Below are 22,591 nucleotides of genomic sequence, written 5' to 3'. Positions count from 1 at the left end.
GTCTGATCACGGCGTTGTGTAGCGCTCGCCGCTACAAGTCCCGTCAATTGTCCCGACTCAGCCTTCTCGTCAATATTTCTCTCTACCAGCGGATGCCCAGCGAAGGGCACTCCAGCGTAGAGGGATTCTTATGCCAACCCAACAATCAATTGACTCTCTTGTACGGATCGCTCCCCGCGGAGAGAAAAGTGCGTCGTCGGTGAAACTGACGGCGAAAGAAACACAAATCCTGATGTGGTGTTACAAGGGCAAAACTTCCTGGGAAATTTCCAGGATCGAAAATTGCGCGGAGTCGACCGTCAATTTTCACTTCGCCAATATTCGCCGAAAATTCGACGTCAGCTCTCGCAGTTGCGCCATCTTCAAGGCGATCGAGTCGGGAGCGATCAACGTTGACTCGGGCGTTGTGCGAGGTGCACATGAGCCTGACTGATTCGACCTACAACAGTATCAGCGCGCTGATGGTGGGAATGGGGATCGCAACATTGCCGGTGATCGATGGCGAGGTATTGTTCGGTGCATCGCTCGGCGCGTGGCTGGTGACCACCACGCGCGCTAACTTCAAGGCCTGGCAGCGTATCGGTTCCTGGTTGTTGTCTGCGGGTGTGGGCTACCTGTTTTCGCCTGTCGCCCAACCGCTGGCACCCTTTCTGACTGCGGGCGTGACGGCGTTTATCTGCGCGTTGATCGTCATTCCCATCAGTATCAAGCTCATGCAGTGGATTGATGGCGCGGGTATCGGTGAAATCATTCGGCACTTCAGGGGGCGAGGATGATGGGCCAGGAAATGGTTGCTCTGGTTTGGGTAACGGGTGTGGCTCACTTGATCAGTGCCTTCAGGCTGGCGTGTTATCAACGCGATGAACACCACCACTGTTGGCGTGAAAGTGTATTGATCAGCCTGTGTGGAGGAATGTTCTGCCTTGCCGGTATTGACGTGTTGCTGGCATTTCTACCGGTCAGCCCTTGGCATGCTGGGGTGAGCGTCCTGGCATGCGTAGTGATTGTTCGCAGCAGCGGTAACCTCATGGTTTTGTGGCACGCCTTAAAGCAATGACGTACTGGGCTTCAAGTTTTGTTCGAGAGTTCAAGTGCCGCCAGGGTGATGGACATCTCGGAAAGTTTGAGCTCCATTTCCCGCAGCCGTTGTTTTTCTTCCAGCGTGTTTTGTATGGCGCAACGATCATTTTCATCAAGCAACCGCCATAACGCGAGAATGGTGTTTTCCCGGGTTGTACTTTCCTGATTCGCTACCGAGGAATCAGTAACGGTTTGTCTCAGGATCGGCCCTTCACCCAGCAGCAACCAGTCGAGTGAGATGCCACGAGCTTGCGCGATATCTACGCATAATGAGTACGGTGTGCTGTCGCGGCCTTTCCAGCTGCTAAGGGTTTGCGGGCTGATCTGTAACGCTGAAGACAGAGAAGCATCGGTTTTTGTGCCGGTAATCTGCTTCAGGCGAGCCAGGACAGCTTGTGATTTTTTGCTACGCAATTTGAGCCTCTTCCTTTTGACATATGCTTTTTGAGTGCCTAATTTATGCGTAATGAGTACTTTTTTTCTTGTGAGTAATCAATCATCGACTATGAGTCAGAAGAATACGATGTCGAAACTTCCTAATGGTATCAGGGTGATTTCCTACGAGCATGGCTCGAACCCACTACGCGTCTGCCAGATGCACTTCCTTATGTCTGGCAGACATTGTTCACAAGACCTGAGCGCCGCAATCAAGGCCTCAAGCAGTATTGCGTTTGATCAGGTTGATTGCCACCCAATGACCGTCGGGAACCCAGCATGAGCACTTACAAAATGGTATGCCCGCACTGCTTGAACAGGATGCGCATTCGCACCAGTGAGGGCCGGCATATTTTTCTGCGGGTGGCGTACCTGCAATGCACGTCGGAGGCCTGTGGCTGGTCGGTACGGGCCGAGTTTGAAATGACCCACGAGCTTTCACCCAGTGGCATGCCCAACCCCGCCGTGCGCCTGCCTTGCGCCGGGCCCGACCTGCGTCATGCCGCGAAGCCTGTTGTGAGCCCTGCAACGACCGATGTACCGCAGGAGACGTGAGCATGAGCATCCTTGATGAAAATGCAGATCTGAATGAAGAGCTTTTGGCGATTGCCCAGGCGTTTCTGGTGCGGCATGAAAGTGAAGGGGGGGTCGACGATCAAGTCCTGTTCTGTCGTGCGGTGAAACATTTGCAGAACATGGAGGTGCCAATGCACCTGGCGGAAAGGTTGGTCAGCCGTGCCTACGGCTTACTCAAATCCTGCAACGATCGTCGGCGACTGGATATCGATGCAAGTTCCGAAACGGTCGCCGTGGTGACTGATCCGGTCAATGGCCTGACCTGGGCGGTGCCCGTGGGGTTGATCTTCAAACACATCATCAATTCGCCCAGCAACCGTAAGCTTCGCCTCGTGGAACCCTGAGGCATCAGCCGCCGCATCAAGGTCCTGGATCGCATGACTGGGACCTGCAACAAAATAACCCCGTGCCCAAAGTCCTCGACCCCCTTAAAATACCGGCATTCTCCGATTTGCATCGCCCGAGGCCGTTTTCCATGTCCGTCACCGCCACTCCTGCCAGCCTCGCGCCGGATCATCACGCCCAGTTCCTCGAGCTGCTGCAAACCAGCCTCGATCAAAACGCCTTCATCAAACTGGTGCTGGCCAAGTACGCAGGCACTGAGGCAGACCTGCAGCGGGTCATCATCAAACCCGTGACAGTCAAGGCGCAGCCCTGCCTGTCCTTCGTTTACCGCTACAAGACCCGCGATATCACCAAGAACCTGCCCTTGGCCGAAGGCGTGGCGACGATTGCCGAGCTGCTGCCGGCGTCGTTCAAAAATGCGCATTTGTTGTCGCTGACTGACGAAGCTCAGCTCGAATACAGTAAAAAGGGCAAATCTTCGCTGTTCAGGAGCAAACCCCAGCAATTGCGTGAAGCGCCGTCTGCCGAGCATAACCGCGAAAAAAACCGCTTTCTTGATCTGAACCGGCCGTTTCTCGCTGACCTTGGTGTGACAAACAGCAAGCATGAACTGATCCCGGCGATGTCTCGCAAATGGAAGCAGATCAACAAGTTCATCGAAGTCTTCAGCCATGCGCTGACTTCGTCGCCGTTGGCGCTGGACAAACCGGTGCGCGTGGCGGACTTCGGGTCGGGCAAGGGCTACCTGACCTTCGCCATCCACGATTACCTGCGCAATACCTTGAAGGCCGAAGGCGAAGTGACCGGCGTCGAGCTGCGTGAAGACATGGTCACCCTGTGCAACACCGCGGCGGCAAAGCTTGAGCATCCGGGGCTGGTGTTCAAATGTGGTGATGTGCGCAGCGTGGCGCCGAGTGAGCTGGATGTGATGATCGCCCTGCATGCCTGCGACATCGCCACCGATTATGCGATTCACACCGGCATTCGTTCCGGTGCCTCGATCATCATGTGCTCGCCGTGCTGCCACAAACAGATCCGCCTGCAAATCCAGAGCCCGGCGTTGCTCAAGCCGATGCTGCAATATGGATTGCACCTGGGGCAGCAGGCGGAAATGGTCACCGACAGCTTGCGCGCCTTGTTCCTGGAGGCCTGCGGCTACGAGACCAAGGTGTTCGAGTTCATCTCGCTCGACCACACCAACAAGAACAAGATGATTCTGGCGGTCAAACGTGCCGAGCCGGTGAATCCGGCGCAACTGTTGGCGAAAATCCAGGAGCTGAAGGCGTTCTACCACATCAGCGAACATTGCCTGGAAACCCTGCTGCGTGCTGACGGTTACCTCTGATCCTGTAGGAGCCCGGCTTGCCGGCGATAGCGATCTCGAGGACGCCTTCGCCGGCAAGCCGGGCTCCTACAGGGTTAAGCTGTGGCAGCTCGCGCCGGGTGCACTGCGGTCTTGCGCCCCAGCACCACCGTCACGATCACACCGGCCGCAAACACCCAGGTGATCGGCTCAACGTGTTCACCGAAGAACAGCGCCGAAAAGGCGATGGTGAAGAAGATCTGTAACAACTGGATCTGACTCACCCGGGCAATGCCGCCCATGGCGAGCCCGGCGTACCAGGCGAAGAACCCCAGGAACTGCGAGAACAGTGAAACGTAACCGAAGGCCCACCAGGTCCGGGCTGAAATGTCTCCCTGGTGTTGCAGCGCCAGATACATCACCGGCCCGATCAGCAAGGGCGTCGACAACACCAGCGCCCAGCAGATCACCTGCCAACCGCCCATCTCCTTGGCCAGCCGACCGCCTTCGGCATACCCCAGGCCGCCAACCGCAATCGCCCCGAGCATCAGCAGGTCCCCAGCCTGAATGCTGCCCGCGCCGCTGATCAATGCATAACCGAGCACCAGCGCACTGCCTAGCGCGGCGCAGGCCCAGAAGGCTTTCGACGGTCGCTCGTGGGACAGCCACGCGGCATACAGCGCCACGCACAGCGGCTGCAAACCGTTGACCAGCGCGCCGTGGGACGCCGGCAAGGTTTGCATGGCCCACGCCGACAGCACCGGGAAACCGAGGATCACACCCGCAATCACCAGGCTCAGGCCTTTGACCTGTTTCCAGGTTGGCCACTTTTCCCGTCGCCACAGCAACAGCAACGCCGCCGGAACCGCCGCGAACAGCGCCCGGCCCAAGCCATTGAGCAGCGGATGGAGTTCCTGCACGACGATCCGCGTGAAGGGCAGGGTAAGGCTGAAAATCACAACGCCGAGCAGGCCGAGGGCCATGCCGGTGTTTTCGCGGGAGGACATGATGGCAACCAGAATTCAAGGTGACAGAGGTGTCATCATCTAGCCATAAACCCTTGGTGTTTGGCGCTTACAGCTGGGGACAGAATTATCCGTACAGTTCCAGGTCCTTATGGCGAGGGAGCTTGCTCCCGCTGGGCAGCGCAGCGGCCCCTATGATTGCGGGAAATTGACGACTGCTTCGCAGTCGAACGGGAGCAAGCTCCCTCGCCACACAAGACAAGATCGATCCGCATCGTTCGTAGTAGCCGGTTGTTACCCGACCCGCCGGATAAGGACTACCTTGAATACTCCTACGTATTTTCCAGAGGAGTCCTCCCCATGGCAGCGAAGAAAATTTTGATGTTGGTCGGCGATTACGTCGAAGACTACGAAGTGATGGTGCCTTTCCAGGCGCTGCTGATGGTCGGCCACACGGTGCACGCCGTTTGTCCGGACAAGGCTGCCGGTCAGACCGTACGCACAGCGATCCATGACTTCGAAGGCGACCAGACCTACAGCGAAAAACCCGGTCACCTGTTTGCCCTCAACTTCGACTTTTCCAAGGTCAAATCTGCTGACTATGACGCACTGCTGATACCCGGTGGTCGTGCGCCGGAGTACCTGCGTCTGAATGAAAAAGTCCTGGAACTGGTACGGGATTTCGACAAGGCGGGCAAGCCGATTGCAGCCGTGTGCCACGGTGCGCAGTTGTTGGCGGCGGCGGGTATTCTTGAAGGTCGCGAGTGCAGCGCTTACCCGGCCTGCGCCCCGGAAGTTCGCCTGGCGGGCGGTACATTCATCGACATCCCGGTGACGGATGGCCACGTTCAAGGCAATCTGGCCACGGCACCGGCCTGGCCTGCGCACCCGAACTGGCTCGCTGGTTTCCTCGGGTTGCTGGGGACCAAAATCACGCTGTAACGAGGGACTGACCCATGTGCGAGTTGTACGTCAAAGCCGATCCGATTCTCTACGAATCGCGCTCCCGCTCGCTGCGCATCTGCGGGGTGGTCACCACCCTGCGCCTGGAGAATCAGTTCTGGGACATCCTCAGCGAAATTGCCGAGGTCGACGGCATGACCACCAATCAGTTGATCACCAAACTGTATGAAGAGGTGATGGACTATCGTGGCGAGGTGGTCAATTTCGCCTCCTTCTTGCGGGTGAGTTGTACGCGGTATTTGAGTCAGCGGCGGAATCAGGCGCCGGAGTTGTCGGTGGTGAAACGATCTACGGGTTAGGTTTATGGCGTACTTGCCGGCCCCATCGCGACAGATTTGCCGGGCTGGTCTTTACTCTGGAGCGCGCAACCTCTTCAATCGCCCAGGAGAAACAGCATGTCCGGATGGTACGAAGTCAGCAAAAGCAGCAGCGGTCAGTTCAGGTTTGTGCTGAAGGCAGCGAACGCCGAAACCATTCTGTCCAGCGAGCTGTACACCACCCGCGCCGCGGCCGACAAAGGCATTGCATCGGTCCAGGCCAACAGCCCGCTGGATGAACGCTACGAGAAAAAAACCACCAAGGATGGCCATCCCTACTTCAATCTCAAGGCCGGTAACCACGAAATTATCGGCAGTAGCGAGGCCTATTCATCACCCGCGGCCATGGACAAAGGCATCGCCAGCGTGAAGGCCAACGGGCCGACCACGGTGATCAAGGACAAGACCTTGCCGGTGCTTTAAAAGCGGTTGTCAAACCCGACTCGCCCCCACGCAGGAATGCATTCCACTGTGGGGGCGAACCTGCTCGCGAAGGCGTCAGCCGCAACCCGCTAAACCTCGACAGGCACCGCGAGCTTCGGGTTGCCCAGCGCATGACTCTTCGAATCAAAAAACCGCAACTCAATCCCCGTCCCCTCAAACACCTTCGCGTAATGCCGCTTCTGATGCTGGATGAACGCCTTGCTGCGCGGATAAATCGAGACCGCCATCACCTGCGGTTCCGCCAGCCGCAAGGCGTGGATGATGTGGTTGTCCTGCTCGCCCAGCGCGTGACCGAAAATGCACAGCGCCTGGCCATGGCCGAGTAGCTGCTCGTAGCAGAACGACAGGTAATCCGAACTGCGGATGGTCTTTAGCTTGTCTGCACTTGGGCCTTCGTTGACGAACAACGGCACGTCGTCGAGGGTCTTGATCGTGTTGTTGATGGCGAAACTGCCCAGCAACGTGCCCTCGGTCGACATCAGCTTGCGCGCCGTGCCGTCCTGATTGCGCACCAGGTGCAGACCACCGTGCAGGTACAGCAAGCGGGTTTTATCGGTGGCTGTGGCGCTGAGGTCAAAACCGGGTTCGGCGCCCTGAAACAGATCAGTAATCGCCTCGGGCTGATGCTGCAGCGCCCAGTAGTTGAGCAGGTCGTAATTGGTGGTGAACACCGTGCGGTAGCTCGCCATTTCCTGATTGATCGTTGCCAGTGTCGAAGGCACTACCAACCGCCATGGGATGTGCACCGCATGCACCGTGTTGATCAGCGCTTCCTTGATCGCGTAATAACGATTGCGCGGTGCGGCAGAACTGACGGCCAAGGCCTTGTTGACCCGGCTGGTGATTTTCAGCGCGCTGAGCACCTGCTCGAAACTGCGCGTCTGCATCGCATCGAACACACTCAGTTCCGAAGGGCTCAGGGGTTTTTCTTCAATGGTGCGGGCGTTTTCGAACAGCGACTCATAGCCAAAGTCGTCCCACACCACCCGGCTGGCGCCGTTACCCACCAGCAAACCGCTGAACGAAACGGTGCTGCGCAAGGCGTTCCAGTCTTCAAGTTGGGCATCGACATCCTGGAAATCGGTCATTGCGATCAAAGTCTCACGGCAAAAGGGGGCTGATGGGCGGCGACTTTATCACGACCGGGCGTTTGCCCTGAGCGACCTGCGCATCTGCGCGTTCTAACCGGGCACAGCTTGAACGAAGAACGTTATGCTGCGAGTTCGTTCGAGCCAACTTCGCCGAGTCCCAGATGCTGCAAAAAAGCCTGATCCGCCGTCTCGACCTGATCACTCTGCAACTGTTCGTCGCCGTGCATGAAGAGGGTACGCTGACCCGTGCGGCGACCCGTGAAGCCATTGCGGTGTCGGCGGCGAGCAAGCGTCTGATGGAGCTTGAAGAGGCGCTGGGCATCAGCCTGTTTGTGCGTCAGGCCAAGGGCATGACGTTGACGCCGGCCGGTGAAACCCTGCTGCACCATGCGCGGCAGATGCTGTTCAACGTCGAGAAGATGGGCCTGGAGTTGGGCGAGCACAGCCACGGCGTGCGCGGTTACGTGCGGATGCTCGCCAATCTGTCGGCGATCATTCAGTTTCTGCCCGAAGACCTGCGGGACTTTTCCGAGCGTCATCCGCAAGTCAAGACCGACCTTGAGGAAAGGCCTAGCGCCGGGGTGATCCAGGGGGTGCTCGATGGCGTGGCGGATCTCGGGATCTGTTCCATCGACAGTGACGTCAAGGGTTTGCACAGCGTGTTGTATCGCCAGGACAAACTGGTGGTGTTGATGCCATCGGATCATCCGCTGGCGAGCCGTACGAGCCTGGCGTTCGCCGACACCCTGGACAGCGATTACGTCGGTCTGCATGCGGCCAGTTCTATCAATATGCGCACCCACGCGGCGGCACGTCAGGCCGGCAAGGTGTTGCGCCTGCGCATTCATGTGCCGGGTTTCGATGCGATGTGCAGGATGGTCCAGGCCAACATGGGCATCGGCATTTTGCCGCACAAGGCGTATGAATTGTTTGGTCGGGCGTTGGGATTGCATGCGGTGCCGTTGACGGATGAATGGTCGGATCGGGCGTTGATTCTGGTGGTTCGCGATCAAGCGCTGCTGTCGCCGGTGAGCCGGATGTTGTTTGAGCATTTGAGGGGGGCAGTCTGATAGTACTCGGCTGAATGGGCGGTCCTCTTCGCTGGCAAGCCAGCTCCTACAGGGATCTTCAGTGCGGTGCCGATCCAGTGTGGGAGCCCGCCAGGAAGGTCACGAAAATCTCCGGGAGCGTTCGCATTTCGCGAACGCCCGTTGCCAACTGAAGGTTGGATTCCTCAGGGCCCGTTCCTCTAGCCTTGGCATCAATTCCAAGAACAACTAGAGGTACCCCGCGATGACTGCCCCGTTGAGCGCAATCAAAGTGATCGAGATCGGCACGCTGATCGCCGCGCCATTCGCTGCCCGCATGCTCGCCGAGTTCGGCGCCGAAGTGATCAAGATCGAAGCCATGGGCCAGGGCGATCCCCTGCGCAAATGGCGCAAGCTGCACGAAGGCACTTCGTTGTGGTGGTACCTGCAATCGCGCAACAAGAAATCGTTGGCGCTGAACCTCAAATCCCCCGAAGGCATCGAACTGGTCAAGCAACTGGCGACCAGCGCCGATGTGCTGATCGAAAACCTGCGCCCCGGTGCACTGGAAAAACTCGGCCTCGGCTGGGACGTGCTGCATGCCCTCAACCCCAATCTGACCCTGGTGCGGATCTCCGGTTACGGCCAGACCGGTCCCTACCGCGACCGTCCGGGTTTCGGCGCGATTGGCGAGGCCATGGGCGGGATTCGCTACACCACCGGCACCCCCGGTTCGCCACCGGCGCGAGTGGGTGTCAGTCTTGGCGATTCCCTGGCGTCGCTGCACGCCGTGATTGGCGCGCTGATGTCGCTGCTGCGGGTCAAGACCGGGCAGGGCGGCGGGCAGATCGTTGATGTGTCGCTGGCCGAAAGCGTGTTCAACGTCATGGAAAGCCTGGTGCCCGAATACGACATGCTTGGTCATGTACGTGAGCGCAGCGGCGGCGCCTTGCCCGGGATTGCACCTTCCAATACGTACCTCACCGCCAATGGCGCCTACGTAGTCATCGCCGGTAATAGCGACCCGATCTACAAGCGCCTGATGCAAACCATCGGCCGCCCCGATCTGGCCGAGGCGGCAGAATTCGCCCATAACGACGGGCGTGCAGCCAAGAGCGGTTTGCTCGATGCGGCCATCACCCACTGGACCAGCAGCCTGCCCATTGACGACGTCCTGGCCGCGCTGGAAGCCGCCGAAGTGCCCGCCGGGCGCATCTATTCCGTGGCCGATATCGTCGCCGATCCGCACTATCAAGCGCGGGATATGCTGCTTAACGCCGAGCTGCCCGGAGGTGCCACGGTGAAGATGCCGGGCATCGTGCCGAAGCTTTCCGAAACCCCCGGTGGCGTGAATTGGTCCGGCCCCGGTCTGGGCCAGCATACCGACAGTGTCCTCGCACAATTGGGCCTGACACTGGCCGACATCGAACGCCTGAAAACACAAGGAGTGGTGCAATGATCACCGATTATTCCGAGCGCCTGATCGTTCAGGAAGTGTCCCCGCGCGACGGCTTGCAGATCGAGCCGACCTGGGTCAAAACCGTCGATAAGATCGCCTTGATCGATCAACTGTCGCAAGCCGGTTTCAGTCGTATCGAAGGGGGTTCATTTGTCTCGCCCAAGGCGATTCCTGCATTGCGCGATGGTGAGTCGGTGTTCAGGGGCATTGTCCGCAAACCGGGAGTGATCTATGTCGCTCTGATCCCCAACCTCAAAGGTGCACAACGGGCGCTGGCCTGCAGTGCCGATGAGTTGAACCTGGTGATGTCCGCCAGCCAGACCCATAACCGGGCGAACATGCGCATGGGTTGTGAAAACTCGTTGGCCGCGTTCGGCGAGATTGTGCAGTTCGTTGGCGACAGTCCGGTGCGACTCAACGGCAGCATCGCCACCACCTTCGGTTGCCCGTTCGAAGGCAAGATCGACGAGGACCGCGTACTGCAAATCGTCGATGCCTATCAGGAGCTCGGCATTCAGGGCATCACCCTGGCCGACACCACCGGCATGGCCAATCCGCGTCAGGTCGATCGCCTCGTGCGCCGGGTGTTGCAGCGGGTTTCGCCTGCGGATCTGACCCTGCATTTTCACAATACCCGGGGCCTTGGCTTGTGTAACGTTCTCGCCGCCTACGAGGCCGGTGCTCGGCGCTTTGATGCGGCACTTGGCGGACTTGGCGGTTGTCCGTTCGCACCGGGCGCCTCGGGCAATATCTGCACGGAAGACCTGGTCAACCTGTGCGATGAAATCGGCATTCAAACCGGTATCGATTTGCCGTTGTTGCTCGAGCTGTCCCGAGGGTTGCCAGCGCTGCTGGGCCACGAGGTGCCCGGTCAATTGGCCAAGGCCGGACGCAACTGCGATTTGCATCCGATCCCTACCTGACATCAACCCCTTGTAGGCGCTGGCTTGCCAGCGATGAGGTCATCCCGTTCAACATTAATGTCGACGGGTACACCGCTTCGCCAGCAAGCCGGCTCCTACAGAAAACGCACCTCAACCAGACAACAAAAACAATCGGACACCCATGGGAAGTCCGCCTGGAGAACCACTATGAGCCTGAATGCACTGGAGGCGAGCGCGAGCCCGTCCGTTAGCCACGACGAAGAAAAAGCCCTGGTCAGCAAAGTCGCCTGGCGCCTGATGCCATTGATCATGGTTTGCTACCTGTTCGCGTTTTTCGACCGCATCAACATCAGCTTCGCCAAGTTTCAATTGCAAACCGACCTGAGCCTGAGCGACACCGCTTATGGCCTCGGCGCCGGGTTGTTCGTCGTTGGCTACGTGATTTTCGAAGTGCCGAGCAACATGATGTTGTACAAGGTCGGCGCCCGCCGCTGGATCGCCCGGATCATGATGTCTTGGGGCCTGGCCACGGCACTGATGGTGTTCGTCAACAGCGAATGGCAGTTCTACGCGCTGCGCTTCGTGATTGGCGCGATGGAGGCGGGTTTTGCGCCGGGCGTGCTGTATTACCTGACGCTCTGGTTTCCGCAGCACTACCGCGGTCGCATCACGTCGATGCTGTTCCTGTCCTCTGCGTTTGCCGGTCTGGTGGGCGCGCCGTTTTCCGGTTTGGTGTTGCAGCACCTCGACGGCGTGTTGCAAATGCGCGGCTGGCACTGGCTGTTCCTGCTCGGTGGTGTGCCGTGTATCGGCCTCGGTTTGCTCGTGCTGACGCTGCTCAAGGATCGCATCGAAGACGCCCATTGGCTGACGCCGTCGGAGAAGACGATGCTGGCCAGTCGTATCGCTCACCACGAACCGCACAAGAGCGGCGGCTCGCTGCTCGCGGCGCTGCGGATTCCGGGATTCCTGACACTGGGGCTGATCTACTTTCTGATCCAGGTGGCGTCCTACGGCCTGAATTTCTGGGCACCGCAATTGATCCGCAGCGCCGGTACCGAGAGCCCGGTGATGATCGGTCTGCTGACGGCTATTCCGTACATCTGTGGCGCGATCTGCATGGTGGTCATCGGGCGGTTGTCCGATGCGACGGGTGAACGGCGCAAGTTCGTCGCAGGTCTGGTGGCGGTGGGCGCAGTCGGTTTCTTCAGCGCCGGGATCTTTGCCAATCACACGACCTTCCTGATCGTCGCCCTGGGCTTGCTCGGTGCCGGCATCATCGCGTCCATCCCGAGCTTCTGGACCTTGCCGCCAAAACTGCTGGCCGGTGCCGGCGCAGGTGCGGCGGGCGGGATCGCGGTGATCAACACCCTGGGCCAGTTCGGCGGCATCGTCAGCCCGGTCATGGTCGGGCGGATCAAAGACCTGACCGGTAGCACCACGCCAGCGCTGTATGTGATTGGGGTGTGTGCGCTGATCGCCGTGGCGCTACTGATGTGGGGGCTGCCGCAGAAGTTGCGTACCCTCGACAAGTTTTAAAAGATCGCAGGTGCGCCAGCGCCTACAAAGACCACGCATTCCTGTAGGCGCTGGCGCAGCCTGCGATCTTTTGATCTTCAAGACGTCACGGTCAGTGCTTTCCCCGCCGCATCGCCAAACTGAATCAACACCACCCCCGCAATCAACAACAGCGCCCCCAACACCTTGGGCAATGTCAGGTGCCGCTCCACCAACCCAAACCACCCAAAGTGGTCGAGCAACATCGACGCCACCACTTGCCCCGCGAGCGCCAGGGCCATAAAGCCCGAAGCCCCAAGCTTGGGCAGCAGCACCAACGCCAACGAAATGAAGCACACCCCGAACGCGCCACCTGCCCACATCCACAGCGGCGCCTTGCTGATAAACGTGAGTGAAGGCAACGGCAAGCGCAATGCCAGGATGATCGGCAGCAGCACCAGAATGCTCACCATCAATGAGGCAAGCGTTGCCCACAACGGATGACCCAGGCCGCGCCCAAGATTGACGTTGATCGCGCTCTGGAAAGGCACCACCGCCCCGGCAAACGCGGCAAGCAGTAACAGGCCAGCCCAATGCAACGTACTCATGTTCTTACTCCAACAAGTTTTGCTGGACTGTAGGGTATTCGTCGTGCAGATTTAAATTCCATTTTGCTATTCAGAACATGCATCAGATGAATGATCTGCGCCGCATCGATCTCAACTTGCTGGTGATCCTCGATGCCTTGCTCAGCGAGCAACACGTCACCCGCGCCGCCGAGCGCCTGCATTTGAGCCAACCGGCGGTCAGCCATGCCTTGGCCCGCTTGCGCGATTTACTGGGGGATCCGCTGTTGGTCCGTGCGGGGGCGGGTCTTGTGCCCACTCCGCGAGCACTGGAATTGGTGGTGCCGCTGTCCGAAACGTTGGCCCAGGTGCAATCCTTGTTGGCACCCAATGCCTTCGATCCGGCGACGGCCAAGCGCACTTTTCGCCTGGCCATGTCCGACTACGGCGCTGCCATCGTCCTGCCGGGATTGATCCGTACCTTGCGTCGAGAAGCGCCGGGCATCGACCTGCAAATCAGCCACGCCAGCCGCGAAGGCATGCTCGAAGGCGTGGTCAACGGTGATATCGATATCGCCGCCGCTGTCTTTCCAGAGTTACCCAACGAATTGCGCAGCCTGCCGCTGTTCGAAGAGCACTACGCCTGCCTGGTGGACCGCAACAGCCTGCCCGCCGAGGGCGTGCTCGACCTGCCCACCTACCTGAGTCGTCCCCATGTCTTGCTGGAAATGCGCGGCAGCGGCACGCCGGAAATCGAGCGCGCCCTGACCTGTCTGCGCGAGCGCCGCCGCGTCGCCATCAGCCTGCCGCACTGGCGCGTCGCCCCGGAGTTCATCAGCGGCACCGACCTGATCCTCACCGTCGCTTCACGGGCCTTGCGCGACATCGATGAGCAGACGCTGATCGTGGTGCCGCCACCGTTTCAGATTCCGTCGTTCACCTTTGTGTTGGTGTGGCACAAGCGGCGAGGCGGGGATCAGGCATTGAATTGGTTGAATCAGCGGATTGGGGAGGTGATCAAACGCTAAAGGCTTTTTCTGAATGACCGTTACCAACTGGAGGGTGGAAGTCGACGCGTATGAAAAACTCGCAGTACTTGAAGCCGATCCTGGCGAACCCGATAGGGAATCAAATAGGGACGATCAGGCATGACCCATTCCCGCGTACCGGGTAGGCGTCCCTCGCGGCCTGTCGCTGGAAACCGGGCGAGGTGATCAACACTGGCGAGAATTGCCTGGACGAACTCGGCTGCAGCTTTTGGATTCTCGATGGCGATGTACGTGGCTTCGTCATCAAGATTCTTTAACGCCGTACGCAACCACTCAACCTGCATTGACAGTCCACTTTTCTGTGATTGCGTTCACTTCCTCCTGCGTCGCGAAGTCCCCATCCTCGGCTTCTTTCAAGGCTTTCTGAATTTCCTCGATTTGCCACGCTTCACGTGCCAGGTATTCGCGCAAGGCATTCACGGCGAGAAAAGATTTGCTGCGGCCCGTAGCTTTGGAAAGACTGGCGAGGGTATTGGCGATTTCGTCCGGTATGCGCAGTGACATAACTGACATGATGGTCTCGATGTAGTGATTTGTAATACAACATACTACACCGCGATCAGTAGGGCGCGGCCAGCCCGTTCGTCTATCGAGATGTTTCAGTCGAGTGCTACAGACCTGAGATAGACTGCCGAACATTCAACACTGCGCATAAAAAGGAGCCCCAATGACCCCCTCGCTACTCATGGCCGTGCTTGCCTCGGGATTTATCTACGGCATTACGCCGGGCCCTGGCGTGCTGGCCGTTTTCGGCATTGGCGCGGCGCATGGACGGCGGGCCGGTGCAGGTTTTTTGTGCGGGCATTTGCTGGGCGATGTGGTCTGGTGCAGCACCGCGCTGGTGGCGATCGTCGGCGCGCGGGAAATCGGCAGTACCGCGTTTGATGTACTCGGCGTCCTCAGTGGGCTCTATCTGTTCTGGTTAGGCTGGCGTGCCGTGCGGGCCCGTCGCAGTGGCACCGAAGCTCCGCAGGGGCCGGCGCGGCAGCCGTTCTGGCATGGCATTCTGTTTGGCCTGACCAACCCGAAGGCATATCCGGTGGCAGTGGCCACGTTTACCGCATTGTTGTCGAGCCGCGCGGAGTTGCTGACCTGGTCGATGTTGCCGTGGTTGATCGTCCTCAGCTTCGTCGGCGGACTTATCGCCTACGCTATCCTCATCGGGATTGTCGGGGCACGGCGGGTACGCACCCTGTACCAACGCCATGAACTGGCGATCACCCGGCTGTGCGGGGTAATGTTCATCGGTTTCGCCATCAACGCGCTGGCGCATGCCTTGCCGGGGTTGGTTGCGAACAAGGCTTGACGTTGATCGCAGGGATGCATCAGTCACACCGGCAGCGCAGGGGCGCTTGATCGGTCAGGGATGGATTTGATTGCTGCATTGTCCGGAAGCGCTCTCTGTACCATGGCAACCAGAAATTCTGCGCCGCTGGCGAGCTACATCGATCTCTTGCTGGACGCCGTTTGCGCGGTGGATAAGCAGGGCCGCTTCGTCTTTGTCAGTGCAGCCTGCGAGCGTATTTTCGGTTACAGCCCCGATGAGATGATCGGCCTGCCGATGATTGATCTGGTGCACCCGGCCGACCGTCAGCGCACCCTCGACGCTGCACGGGAGATCATGGGCGGCGAGCCCAAGCTCAACTTCGAAAACCGCTACGTGCGCAAGGATGGCCAGGTCGTGCACATTCTGTGGTCGGCGCGTTGGTCCGAGGTCGACCAACTGCGTATCGCCGTGGCGCGTGACATCACTGAGCGCAAACAGGCCGAATCCCGGCAAGCGGCGCTGTACGCCATCTCTGAAGCTGCCCATGCGGCAGAAGATTTGCTGGCGTTGTTCAAACGCATCCACATGATCATTGGCGAATGGCTGCCGGCGCTGAATTTCTCCGTGGCGCTGTATGACGAGCACTGCGCACAACTGAATTTCCCTTATCACGTCGATGACCACGAGCCGCAACCCGGGCAGCCGGGGACGATTACCGGGCGTTTGTGCGTCGAAGTCATCCGCTCGGGGCAGCCGATACTGCTGACGCCGGACCAGATTGCGCCGGGTTTTGAGACGCTGATGACCGGGCACGACGCCCCTTGCTGGCTGGGCGTACCGCTGAACTCGCAAAAGGGCACCATCGGAGCGCTGATCGTCAAGAGCATCCCCGGCGGGGAGCGCTATACCGAGCAAGACAAGGAGCTGCTGCAATATGTCTGCGCTCAGGTCGCTACCGCCATCGAGCGCAAGCAATTGCACGCCCGTCTGCAACACATGGCTCAGTACGACCAACTGACGCAACTGCCCAATCGCGAGCTGCTGCGGGACCGGCTCAAGGCGTCAATGGAGGTGGCCCGGGAGGCGAACGGACGAATGGCGTTGTTGTACGTCGATCTCGACCGCTTCAAACAAGTCAACGACACCCACGGCCACGCGGTCGGCGACATGCTGCTGCAAGCGGTGGCCAACCGGCTCAGGGGCTGCGTGCGGGACACCGACACGGTGGCGCGCATTGGCGGCGATGAATTCGTGGTGTTACTGCACAGCATTCAGGCTTCGGAAGACACCGACATCGTGGTCGGAAAAATCCGTCAGGTGCTGGACCAGCCCCTGCGCCTGGACGGCCACAGTCTGAACATCCAGCCCAGTATCGGCGTCGCCCAGTACCCTGAACATGGCACTGAAGATAAGCAGTTGCTGCGCCATGCCGACGAGGCGATGTACACCGCCAAGCGCGCACATCACCTGCGCTTCGTCTGAAAGTGTCATCACCGTTCGTCGAGACGATTTCAGGTTTTCTAAACCTTTTGGCACGCGAAAATTCAGATTCTATGCGGGCTACAGCTCGCCGCGATCAATACCAAGAGGAAGAGAATCATGCCTAACTCAAGAAACTCGAACTCGGGAAATTTCGCCAACGATCGAACGAAGGCATCTGAAGCCGGTCGCAAAGGTGGGAAAACGACCACCACGACTGTCGATAAAGAGAAGCCCGACATGGGTCGAAAAGGCGGACAAGGCGGGCAAAAGTCCCGCTAGTGGATAACGGTCGTTTTAATTGAGAAGCGGGAGCGAAAGCTCCCGTTTGAATTTTAAGAGGAGGGCGCGACCATGAACCGGATGGCCACCCGATTGCGTAATGCCAGTTTTGTAACGTTGTTGGGCCTGTGCGCCAGCAGCGCCTTCGCCCAGTCGCCTGCGGAATTCATCAACGATGCCTCCGCCAAAGGCATGGCGGATATCGAAGCCAGCCGACTGGCGCACCAGAAGTCCGAATCCAAAGAGGTCAAGGACTACACCATCGTCGTGATCAACGACCGCACCACCGCCAACCAGCACCTGGCAAAAATCGCCAAACAACTGGATCTGCCGGTGGCACCGCGCGAGGAGGTGATGGAAAAAGCCAAGGCATTGATGCCGCAGGTGATGGAAGGCGCGACGTTTGATGAGGCCTATACCGCCAGTCAGGTGAAAACCACTCAGGAAGCCATCGAACAATTGCAGCAGACGGCGCAGACCACTGACGTGCCGCAAATCAAAGCGTTTGCCGAGGAGACTCTGCCGAAGCTACAGAACCATCTGGAAATGGCCAGGGCGCTGCAAGCCAGTCGCTGATTTTTGAATTGCGCAGGCGATGACAGACGCCTGCGCAATGGCTGTTTTATCAGCAGTCTTTCAATCCGGACTGAGCCTTTTCTTCGATAACGGTACCGTCCAGGGAAATGGTCTGGCCTTCGCCGAGGGTCCGATACTTCTTTCTCAGCGCCTCCAACTCCTTGAGGTCCAGCGCTTCGAGCCCAAGCATCGCGTTCTGCGCATCCTTGGTCACCCGCAGCAACTCATCGACCTTCAAATGCAAAATGTCCGTGTCGCGGTTCTGCGTGTTCTGGATCAGGAACACCATCAGGAAGGTGATGATGGTGGTCGAGGTATTGATGACCAGTTGCCACGTGTCGTTGTAACCGAAAAACGGCCCGCTCACCGCCCACAAAAAAATCAGAATGATCGCTCCCATGAACGTCATGGGGCTGCCGGCCCACAGGGCGAGTTTCTGCGCGACTTTTGCGAATTTCATGGCCGTATTCCTTGTTGGGGATGAACCTGAAATTCAGACATCAGAGGGGAGAGGAAAATTCGGCTGGGGTTGAGGTGTAACTGAAAAAGCGGAGCTCTGAAACCATTCACAGTGACCAACGCGGTATCTTGGCGAACCGGTTGTCGGCCCACGTCCCGACAACGCACCGACAGGAGAACGCAATGACTTGGTCCGCCAAACAATACGTCGCTTTTGAAGATGAACGCACCCGCCCAGCCCGAGACCTGCTGGCGGCGATCCCCGCCGGTGATGTGCGCTCGGCCGTCGATATCGGTTGTGGTCCCGGTAACTCGACGGAGTTGCTGGTGGAACGTTTTGCCGGCGCTGCGGTGCGCGGGTTGGACAGTTCGAGCGACATGATCGAGGCTGCACGCCAGCGCCTGCCACAAGTGCAATTCGATATCGCGGACATCGATACCTGGAGCGAAGCAGGTCCGTTCGATGTGATTTTCGCCAACGCGGTGTTGCAGTGGGTGCCCGATCACGCCACGTTGTTGCCTGCACTGGTGAACAAACTTGCGCCCGGCGGCAGCCTGGCGATTCAGATGCCCGACAACCTCCAGCAACCTTCGCATCGCTTGATGCGCGAAGTCGCGGCTGACGGACCATGGGCCAGCAAGCTTTCGAAAGTCGCCGGGCAGCGGACCGAGATGGCCGATGCCGGCGTTTATTATTCGATGCTCAAAGCCTGCTGCACGCGCGTCGATGTGTGGCGCACCACCTACCATCATCCACTCGCGGAGGGTGCGGCCGGTGTCGTCGAGTGGTTCAAGGGCAGTGGGTTGCGGCCGTTTATTGAACCGCTGGATGAGGCGGAGCGGGTGCAGTACCTCAAACAATATCTGTCAGCGATTGAACAGGTTTATCCGGCGCTGGCTGATGGTTCGGTGCTGTTGCCGTTTCCACGGTTGTTCATTGTCGCGACCCGCTGAGACTGCAAAGCACCCCGACATTGTGGCGAGGGAGCATGCTCCCTCGCCACAGGATTGCATCAGGACGGCTCTGCATCCAGCCGTCGAGCGATCACATCCAGCACATCGCAACCATCGCGCAATGGCACGCAGCACAGCAATGCAAAATCACTCAAAACGACGGTGTCAGAGGTCAGGTCACCGCGCATGGCGAGGTTTTCCAGAAGTTGAGTAACGGCTCGGATTCTGTAGCTGGCGGTGCTGAGGAGGGAGTGCAGAGGTTGGGTCGTGTTGACGTAGAGGGAGGGGAGGTCGTCGGCGTTGCTGGTTAAAGCCATGAATTCCTGCATGAGTGATTTCCGTGTAATTTTTTGAATTAACCACTCCATCGTCGCCAAACAAAGGGTGGCAGCTGTACGCGGGTTGGCGAACCGGGACACGGCAAAACCGGCAGATCCTAAGATCTCCCACGCACAGCTACCAAAAAACAGGCAGCACAGTGCGTTCAAAAGCGCACCGATAACTGCTCGGAAGCTTCTGCACCGTATCGTCGAGTCGCCAAACCCGACACGCCATTGGGGCGCGCTCGGACTATAGGACTCATGACAAAGGTGCAGCAATGCGCAAGTCTACGGACAATTCCCAGTGTCGTGTAGGACATTGCTTTTTATGATTAATAACCAAGAAATTGGTTTATTTGATTGGCTGTTTCGAAAGAACTTCGTTGCTTAGTGTCTGGGGGCTCTAACATTTCTGGCTGCGGAATTCAGTTCATCAACGAATTGCACCTGAGGTAATTCGCTCATTCGAGCGACGACTCGTTCAGGTCGATTTAGTTGTGCCCTTTGATCTGCCGAAAAACGCGTATTTTGTAGCGAGCGGCCAGAAGTAGATGGTACAGAGCGAGCGGTTGAGTGTGTGGGAGCAATAGGGTTTTGCGCTCTCGCTGGGGTGTACGGTGGTGGCGGATCCAGGTTCAAGCTGGAGAATGAAGGAGGCGAAACCTCTTGCAACGACAGTGTTGAATACCGAGGGGGATTATCGAAGGCTCGGGCTGCCGACTGAAACCATTGAGTGCCTCTAGCAGTTGCTGCTCGTGCCGCCCTGTAAGCCAGCGTTACGCTGGCGACACCCGCGGTCATCCCTGCGCTTGCCAAAACCGGTGCAATAACGGAGGCAGGATTTGCGAATGCTACTGCCCCAAGCAATATGCCAGTCGCGCCGGTACCTAACGCCAAAACCCCTTGTCCGCTGAAGCGAGCACTGCTGGATAACGCAAGAGCCATTCCGCCTATAGAAGACGACCCTCCCATGAATCCAGCAAGTTTGCTCAAAATGATCGGTAGAGCGACGCGTCCTGTTGGATCTCGATGATTGATTGGGTCTGCGAGGCAATACGTGTATGAGTTCAATCCACCCGCACCAAACGGGCTCAGTTTGTCTGGGCTATGGAAGCGCATCAATATCGGGTTATAGGCTCTATAGCCATTACCCAGCATGTACCAACCCGTATGACGCTCTCGACATTGGCCATTGAATCCTAAGCCAGTTGATGGCAGGTACGTGCCTGAGAGGTGGCCATAGACGGTATATGTCATGTGGCTTGTTTCGTACCGGTTCACTTCGGCCAGCACGGATTGGTTCTGGCTGGTTGCAAGTAGAACTGTGCGGCTGGTGGGTTGGGCCATGGGATTGTGTCTTTGCGTTCAAGGATGTGATCACGCTGTTTTACAGCAAACGATCCAGTCGCTGTACTAGCAGAACTGATAGTCCCTTAGCCCTAATCCGGCCTTCATCGCATTAAAAAAACGTGAGTGATCGTCTCCCGGTACAGACGATCTTCGATTTAAGAACTGAACTGGTTCGGCTGAGAAAAGTTAGGCGGGTGTTTCAACCCATCGGCTCACAGGGCCGCATCCGGGAATGATCGTTTTCATATTTTTCGATCAGCAGCGGACTTTAGGGTGTTCGTGAACTCGAGGCATAAAACCGGCCACAGGGGCCGGTTGATTTCTCGCTGAAGCACTGTCATCAGCCCTGCTGCAACACCTTGAGTGCCGCCGAGGCCAAAAAGCCCGAACGGCTTTTCTCTTCCGGATGGTGCAGCACGTACTCATCAATACGGTTGAGCAGGTAACCCGGAAGCGTGATGTTCAGCTTCTGGGCCTTACCCAGATACTTGGTAACGTCGATGTCCACCAGCGCCCACGCACACCCGGCATATTTCGGGTCAGCTGCGTGCAAGGTCACTTTGTTGGCTGGTGGAATGGGCGAGCCGTCTTCGGCCAGAATCTCGAAATGGCCTTCGATGGCTTCCCGGGCCATCGCCATCGCGTCATCCAGATCTTCCCCGGCGGAAAAGCAGCCCGGAATGTCGGGGACTTCAACGCCCCAGGCGTGCTCGTCGTCGCCCATCGAAATCGCAATTGGATAAAGCATGTTCATTGTCCTCCGAGGACTTGGCGCCTAGCACTCGTCAGAGCAGCGCCTGTTGCAAAATACTGATGGCCGTTTTCTTGAGCAGATCTTTCTTCGGGTGAGGGACTGTCACCAACCCCGGCTTGGTCGGGTGCTTGAAGTGATGATGGCTGCCTCTGACTCGTACCAGATACCAGCCGTCCGCAATGAGTTGGCTTATCAAAAAACGGCTATTCACATCACCTCCCTGTGGTGTGCTTGTGGTTACTATACCTACTGATTTTTTGTAATCAACACTATAACCACCGAATCTCACGGGTTCGGCGGTGCAGCGATAGGAATCGAGTCTAGGAGGGCGCTGCGGGAATGGCTTTGTGCAAGTCTTGGTTTACGTGTTTTGTGTATTTCGAGGTTTTTCGTCAGGTACGCTCACACGAAATCGCTGGTGCCGATGAAGGGTTCCAGATCACGAGGCGTCAGGCCTTGTTGATCCATGCGAAATTTAATTGCCTCAATCGGATCCGAGGGGGGCATCGGGTAATGTTCGTCTTCGTACTTTTCGATGAGCAGCGCAAGAACTTCCAACTCATCGCCTTCCGAGCCCCACAATTGCTCAACACGAGCAAATGCAGCGGTCAGGTCTTCTTGGCTGCGAATAGGTTTAATATTCATCACACGGTCTCCGTGTTGATCTGATCGTACTGAGCGTGAGTGCTAACGAATCGTATGAAACCAAGTTGGCGTTGGTAATCAATTGCCATGAACACTCGGTACTAGTTGCCACCGATGTTGAATACAACCCTGCCACCCTTGAAGATGCTGGTCGTTCTAAGCTCCGCTTTGACCTCGGTTTTTTCCATGTGCCGATACCCTTCAACCAGTGGTGTTTCGGGGTCAGCATAAGCCGGACTACTTTCCCAGAACTCCCGCAATGTCCCTTTTGCAATCACACGCACTGCATTACCTCGCGTTTTGGGAGATGGTGGTCGTCGCTTCAAAGAGATGCAATCCTGGATCTGGACGAAATCCGTTACCGGACAAGAACAAACGTAAGCGCTCCATAAACCCCACCGACTTCAAGATCGGTAACGCGCCTAGCTAGGCGATGCCGGCGAGCAGTTCCACGGCAACAGCGCTTCGTAATCTTCAACCGAGGTCGCCAGTGGTAGTCGTTC

Annotated in this window: 29 protein-coding genes and 2 pseudogenes; 18 read left to right on the top strand and 13 right to left on the bottom strand. The window is 58.0% G+C overall.

Translation table 11 applies throughout. The features are described from left to right. Positions 1-130 precede the first annotated feature (130 nt). Complete coding sequence (locus tag CKW15_RS19390; RefSeq protein ID WP_095060170.1) at positions 131-433, top strand: helix-turn-helix domain-containing protein; 303 nt, start codon at positions 131-133, stop codon at positions 431-433. Continuing rightward, positions 420-776: a putative holin gene (locus CKW15_RS19385; RefSeq protein WP_095060172.1), complete on the top strand. Its 357-nt coding sequence runs from the start codon at positions 420-422 to the stop codon at positions 774-776. The genes CKW15_RS19390 and CKW15_RS19385 overlap by 14 nt, the downstream gene beginning before the upstream one ends. Before the next feature lie 292 nt (positions 777-1,068). On the opposite strand, the gene CKW15_RS19375 is transcribed toward CKW15_RS19385, so the two are convergent. Further along, positions 1,069-1,494 carry a helix-turn-helix domain-containing protein gene (locus CKW15_RS19375; RefSeq protein WP_177408847.1) on the bottom strand — a complete coding sequence of 142 codons (426 nt, stop codon included), beginning with the start codon at positions 1,492-1,494 and terminating at the stop codon, positions 1,069-1,071. Positions 1,495-1,794: 300 nt separating this feature from the next. Here CKW15_RS19375 and CKW15_RS19370 point away from each other — a divergent pair, with 300 nt between their 5' ends. From CKW15_RS19370 to CKW15_RS19360, 3 genes are all read left to right on the top strand, one after another. Continuing rightward, positions 1,795-2,070 (top strand): ogr/Delta-like zinc finger family protein, encoded by a 276-nt coding sequence (locus CKW15_RS19370; protein ID WP_095060174.1) that lies wholly within the window; start codon positions 1,795-1,797, stop codon positions 2,068-2,070. 2 nt (positions 2,071-2,072) lie between these two features. Beyond that, positions 2,073-2,435, top strand: a complete 363-nt coding sequence (locus CKW15_RS19365) for a hypothetical protein (RefSeq protein WP_095060176.1) — start codon at positions 2,073-2,075, stop codon at positions 2,433-2,435. 131 nt (positions 2,436-2,566) lie between these two features. Further along, positions 2,567-3,781 (top strand): SAM-dependent methyltransferase, encoded by a 1,215-nt coding sequence (locus tag CKW15_RS19360; RefSeq protein WP_095060177.1) that lies wholly within the window; start codon positions 2,567-2,569, stop codon positions 3,779-3,781. A gap of 74 nt (positions 3,782-3,855) precedes the next feature. Here CKW15_RS19360 and CKW15_RS19355 read toward each other — a convergent pair whose 3' ends face one another. Continuing rightward, the gene (locus tag CKW15_RS19355) at positions 3,856-4,746 is read right to left on the bottom strand and encodes a DMT family transporter (RefSeq protein ID WP_095060178.1); all 891 of its coding nucleotides are present in this window, start codon (positions 4,744-4,746) and stop codon (positions 3,856-3,858) included. Between the two features lie 318 nt (positions 4,747-5,064). On the opposite strand from CKW15_RS19355, the gene CKW15_RS19350 reads away from it, so the two are divergent. From CKW15_RS19350 to CKW15_RS19340, 3 genes are all read left to right on the top strand, one after another. Then, positions 5,065-5,646 (top strand): DJ-1/PfpI family protein, encoded by a 582-nt coding sequence (locus CKW15_RS19350; protein ID WP_095060180.1) that lies wholly within the window; start codon positions 5,065-5,067, stop codon positions 5,644-5,646. 14 nt (positions 5,647-5,660) lie between these two features. Continuing rightward, positions 5,661-5,966: a ribbon-helix-helix domain-containing protein gene (locus CKW15_RS19345; RefSeq protein ID WP_095060182.1), complete on the top strand. Its 306-nt coding sequence runs from the start codon at positions 5,661-5,663 to the stop codon at positions 5,964-5,966. 96 nt (positions 5,967-6,062) lie between these two features. Beyond that, the gene (locus CKW15_RS19340; RefSeq protein WP_095060184.1) at positions 6,063-6,407 is read left to right on the top strand and encodes a YegP family protein; all 345 of its coding nucleotides are present in this window, start codon (positions 6,063-6,065) and stop codon (positions 6,405-6,407) included. 89 nt (positions 6,408-6,496) lie between these two features. Here CKW15_RS19340 and CKW15_RS19335 read toward each other — a convergent pair whose 3' ends face one another. Then, positions 6,497-7,516, bottom strand: coding sequence for a DUF4917 family protein (locus CKW15_RS19335; protein ID WP_095060186.1), 1,020 nt, complete (start codon positions 7,514-7,516; stop codon positions 6,497-6,499). Positions 7,517-7,680: 164 nt separating this feature from the next. Here CKW15_RS19335 and CKW15_RS19330 point away from each other — a divergent pair, with 164 nt between their 5' ends. From CKW15_RS19330 to CKW15_RS19315, 4 genes are all read left to right on the top strand, one after another. Continuing rightward, positions 7,681-8,589 (top strand): LysR family transcriptional regulator, encoded by a 909-nt coding sequence (locus CKW15_RS19330; RefSeq protein ID WP_095060188.1) that lies wholly within the window; start codon positions 7,681-7,683, stop codon positions 8,587-8,589. Between the two features lie 223 nt (positions 8,590-8,812). Continuing rightward, positions 8,813-10,006 carry a CaiB/BaiF CoA-transferase family protein gene (locus CKW15_RS19325; protein WP_095060190.1) on the top strand — a complete coding sequence of 398 codons (1,194 nt, stop codon included), beginning with the start codon at positions 8,813-8,815 and terminating at the stop codon, positions 10,004-10,006. Continuing rightward, positions 10,003-10,929: a hydroxymethylglutaryl-CoA lyase gene (locus tag CKW15_RS19320; protein ID WP_095060192.1), complete on the top strand. Its 927-nt coding sequence runs from the start codon at positions 10,003-10,005 to the stop codon at positions 10,927-10,929. Before CKW15_RS19325 ends, CKW15_RS19320 begins: the two co-directional genes overlap by 4 nt. Positions 10,930-11,097: 168 nt before the next feature. After that, positions 11,098-12,429 carry an MFS transporter gene (locus CKW15_RS19315; RefSeq protein WP_095060194.1) on the top strand — a complete coding sequence of 444 codons (1,332 nt, stop codon included), beginning with the start codon at positions 11,098-11,100 and terminating at the stop codon, positions 12,427-12,429. A 77-nt stretch (positions 12,430-12,506) separates the two neighbouring features. Here the strand turns inward: CKW15_RS19315 and CKW15_RS19310 are convergent, their stop codons facing one another. After that, positions 12,507-12,995: a DMT family transporter gene (locus tag CKW15_RS19310; RefSeq protein WP_095060196.1), complete on the bottom strand. Its 489-nt coding sequence runs from the start codon at positions 12,993-12,995 to the stop codon at positions 12,507-12,509. 77 nt (positions 12,996-13,072) lie between these two features. On the opposite strand from CKW15_RS19310, the gene CKW15_RS19305 reads away from it, so the two are divergent. Beyond that, complete coding sequence (locus CKW15_RS19305) at positions 13,073-13,981, top strand: LysR family transcriptional regulator (protein ID WP_095060198.1); 909 nt, start codon at positions 13,073-13,075, stop codon at positions 13,979-13,981. A 20-nt stretch (positions 13,982-14,001) separates the two neighbouring features. Here CKW15_RS19305 and CKW15_RS19300 read toward each other — a convergent pair whose 3' ends face one another. Further along, positions 14,002-14,286, bottom strand: a complete 285-nt coding sequence (locus CKW15_RS19300; RefSeq protein WP_095060200.1) for a type II toxin-antitoxin system RelE/ParE family toxin — start codon at positions 14,284-14,286, stop codon at positions 14,002-14,004. Beyond that, positions 14,276-14,515 (bottom strand): CopG family ribbon-helix-helix protein, encoded by a 240-nt coding sequence (locus CKW15_RS19295; RefSeq protein WP_095060203.1) that lies wholly within the window; start codon positions 14,513-14,515, stop codon positions 14,276-14,278. The genes CKW15_RS19300 and CKW15_RS19295 overlap by 11 nt, the downstream gene beginning before the upstream one ends. Positions 14,516-14,669: 154 nt before the next feature. Here CKW15_RS19295 and CKW15_RS19290 point away from each other — a divergent pair, with 154 nt between their 5' ends. The 4 genes from CKW15_RS19290 to CKW15_RS19275 all read left to right on the top strand — a co-directional run bounded on the left by CKW15_RS19290 (position 14,670) and on the right by CKW15_RS19275 (position 17,606). Further along, positions 14,670-15,308, top strand: a complete 639-nt coding sequence (locus CKW15_RS19290) for a LysE family translocator (RefSeq protein WP_095060205.1) — start codon at positions 14,670-14,672, stop codon at positions 15,306-15,308. A gap of 102 nt (positions 15,309-15,410) precedes the next feature. Continuing rightward, positions 15,411-16,751 carry a sensor domain-containing diguanylate cyclase gene (locus CKW15_RS19285; protein WP_095060207.1) on the top strand — a complete coding sequence of 447 codons (1,341 nt, stop codon included), beginning with the start codon at positions 15,411-15,413 and terminating at the stop codon, positions 16,749-16,751. 117 nt (positions 16,752-16,868) lie between these two features. After that, entirely contained in the window at positions 16,869-17,030 is a 162-nt protein-coding gene (locus tag CKW15_RS19280; RefSeq protein ID WP_082344429.1) for a KGG domain-containing protein, read from the top strand. A 72-nt stretch (positions 17,031-17,102) separates the two neighbouring features. Beyond that, entirely contained in the window at positions 17,103-17,606 is a 504-nt protein-coding gene (locus CKW15_RS19275; RefSeq protein ID WP_095060209.1) for a DUF4142 domain-containing protein, read from the top strand. Positions 17,607-17,655: 49 nt separating this feature from the next. Here the strand turns inward: CKW15_RS19275 and CKW15_RS19270 are convergent, their stop codons facing one another. Continuing rightward, complete coding sequence (locus tag CKW15_RS19270) at positions 17,656-18,066, bottom strand: low affinity iron permease family protein (RefSeq protein WP_095060211.1); 411 nt, start codon at positions 18,064-18,066, stop codon at positions 17,656-17,658. Positions 18,067-18,248: 182 nt separating this feature from the next. Between CKW15_RS19270 and tam the strand changes: the two genes are divergently transcribed. Next, positions 18,249-19,019: a trans-aconitate 2-methyltransferase gene (tam, locus tag CKW15_RS19265; protein WP_095060213.1), complete on the top strand. Its 771-nt coding sequence runs from the start codon at positions 18,249-18,251 to the stop codon at positions 19,017-19,019. Positions 19,020-19,078: 59 nt separating this feature from the next. Here the strand turns inward: tam and CKW15_RS19260 are convergent, their stop codons facing one another. The 6 genes and pseudogenes from CKW15_RS19260 to CKW15_RS29140 form a co-directional block, all read right to left on the bottom strand. Continuing rightward, complete coding sequence (locus CKW15_RS19260) at positions 19,079-19,348, bottom strand: short-chain dehydrogenase (RefSeq protein WP_095060215.1); 270 nt, start codon at positions 19,346-19,348, stop codon at positions 19,079-19,081. Between the two features lie 378 nt (positions 19,349-19,726). Further along, positions 19,727-20,596, bottom strand: a complete 870-nt coding sequence (locus tag CKW15_RS19255) for an RHS repeat-associated core domain-containing protein (protein ID WP_256580372.1) — start codon at positions 20,594-20,596, stop codon at positions 19,727-19,729. 433 nt (positions 20,597-21,029) lie between these two features. Then, positions 21,030-21,437, bottom strand: coding sequence for a type II toxin-antitoxin system HicB family antitoxin (locus CKW15_RS19250; protein ID WP_034150108.1), 408 nt, complete (start codon positions 21,435-21,437; stop codon positions 21,030-21,032). Between the two features lie 37 nt (positions 21,438-21,474). Beyond that, complete coding sequence (locus tag CKW15_RS19245; RefSeq protein ID WP_095060219.1) at positions 21,475-21,654, bottom strand: type II toxin-antitoxin system HicA family toxin; 180 nt, start codon at positions 21,652-21,654, stop codon at positions 21,475-21,477. Between the two features lie 203 nt (positions 21,655-21,857). After that, positions 21,858-22,088, bottom strand: a pseudogene (locus tag CKW15_RS19240) (type II toxin-antitoxin system HigA family antitoxin); the annotation flags it as partial. Then, positions 22,088-22,372: pseudogene (locus CKW15_RS29140) on the bottom strand (type II toxin-antitoxin system HigB family toxin). The pseudogenes CKW15_RS19240 and CKW15_RS29140, both read right to left, overlap by 1 nt. Positions 22,373-22,591 lie beyond the last annotated feature (219 nt).

Source organism: Pseudomonas sp. Irchel s3b5, from assembly GCF_900187435.1.
Taxonomy (GTDB): Bacteria; Pseudomonadota; Gammaproteobacteria; order Pseudomonadales; family Pseudomonadaceae; genus Aquipseudomonas.
The sequence above is the reverse complement of the archived record's forward strand: the minus strand, read 5'-3'. Positions and strand labels throughout refer to the sequence as shown.

Bases quoted from the DNA above. Each gene is read 5' to 3' on its own strand.
- CKW15_RS19355 (WP_095060178.1), bottom strand. From the start codon at position 4,746: ATGTCCTCCCGCGAAAACACCGGCATGGCCCTCGGCCTGCTCGGCGTT.
- CKW15_RS19280 (WP_082344429.1), top strand. From the start codon at position 16,869: ATGCCTAACTCAAGAAACTCGAACTCGGGAAATTTCGCCAACGATCGA.
- CKW15_RS19335 (WP_095060186.1), bottom strand. From the start codon at position 7,516: ATGACCGATTTCCAGGATGTCGATGCCCAACTTGAAGACTGGAACGCC.
- CKW15_RS19320 (WP_095060192.1), top strand. From the start codon at position 10,003: ATGATCACCGATTATTCCGAGCGCCTGATCGTTCAGGAAGTGTCCCCG.
- CKW15_RS19390 (WP_095060170.1), top strand. From the start codon at position 131: ATGCCAACCCAACAATCAATTGACTCTCTTGTACGGATCGCTCCCCGC.
- CKW15_RS19270 (WP_095060211.1), bottom strand. From the start codon at position 18,066: ATGAAATTCGCAAAAGTCGCGCAGAAACTCGCCCTGTGGGCCGGCAGC.
- CKW15_RS19250 (WP_034150108.1), bottom strand. From the start codon at position 21,437: ATGCTTTATCCAATTGCGATTTCGATGGGCGACGACGAGCACGCCTGG.
- CKW15_RS19300 (WP_095060200.1), bottom strand. From the start codon at position 14,286: ATGCAGGTTGAGTGGTTGCGTACGGCGTTAAAGAATCTTGATGACGAA.
- CKW15_RS19330 (WP_095060188.1), top strand. From the start codon at position 7,681: ATGCTGCAAAAAAGCCTGATCCGCCGTCTCGACCTGATCACTCTGCAA.
- CKW15_RS19385 (WP_095060172.1), top strand. From the start codon at position 420: ATGAGCCTGACTGATTCGACCTACAACAGTATCAGCGCGCTGATGGTG.
- tam (WP_095060213.1), top strand. From the start codon at position 18,249: ATGACTTGGTCCGCCAAACAATACGTCGCTTTTGAAGATGAACGCACC.
- CKW15_RS19255 (WP_256580372.1), bottom strand. From the start codon at position 20,596: ATGACATATACCGTCTATGGCCACCTCTCAGGCACGTACCTGCCATCA.
- CKW15_RS19345 (WP_095060182.1), top strand. From the start codon at position 5,661: ATGTGCGAGTTGTACGTCAAAGCCGATCCGATTCTCTACGAATCGCGC.
- CKW15_RS19305 (WP_095060198.1), top strand. From the start codon at position 13,073: ATGCATCAGATGAATGATCTGCGCCGCATCGATCTCAACTTGCTGGTG.
- CKW15_RS19295 (WP_095060203.1), bottom strand. From the start codon at position 14,515: ATGTCAGTTATGTCACTGCGCATACCGGACGAAATCGCCAATACCCTC.
- CKW15_RS19340 (WP_095060184.1), top strand. From the start codon at position 6,063: ATGTCCGGATGGTACGAAGTCAGCAAAAGCAGCAGCGGTCAGTTCAGG.
- CKW15_RS19290 (WP_095060205.1), top strand. From the start codon at position 14,670: ATGACCCCCTCGCTACTCATGGCCGTGCTTGCCTCGGGATTTATCTAC.
- CKW15_RS19350 (WP_095060180.1), top strand. From the start codon at position 5,065: ATGGCAGCGAAGAAAATTTTGATGTTGGTCGGCGATTACGTCGAAGAC.
- CKW15_RS19370 (WP_095060174.1), top strand. From the start codon at position 1,795: ATGAGCACTTACAAAATGGTATGCCCGCACTGCTTGAACAGGATGCGC.
- CKW15_RS19260 (WP_095060215.1), bottom strand. From the start codon at position 19,348: ATGCAGGAATTCATGGCTTTAACCAGCAACGCCGACGACCTCCCCTCC.
- CKW15_RS19325 (WP_095060190.1), top strand. From the start codon at position 8,813: ATGACTGCCCCGTTGAGCGCAATCAAAGTGATCGAGATCGGCACGCTG.
- CKW15_RS19360 (WP_095060177.1), top strand. From the start codon at position 2,567: ATGTCCGTCACCGCCACTCCTGCCAGCCTCGCGCCGGATCATCACGCC.
- CKW15_RS19315 (WP_095060194.1), top strand. From the start codon at position 11,098: ATGAGCCTGAATGCACTGGAGGCGAGCGCGAGCCCGTCCGTTAGCCAC.
- CKW15_RS19365 (WP_095060176.1), top strand. From the start codon at position 2,073: ATGAGCATCCTTGATGAAAATGCAGATCTGAATGAAGAGCTTTTGGCG.
- CKW15_RS19275 (WP_095060209.1), top strand. From the start codon at position 17,103: ATGAACCGGATGGCCACCCGATTGCGTAATGCCAGTTTTGTAACGTTG.
- CKW15_RS19310 (WP_095060196.1), bottom strand. From the start codon at position 12,995: ATGAGTACGTTGCATTGGGCTGGCCTGTTACTGCTTGCCGCGTTTGCC.
- CKW15_RS19285 (WP_095060207.1), top strand. From the start codon at position 15,411: ATGGCAACCAGAAATTCTGCGCCGCTGGCGAGCTACATCGATCTCTTG.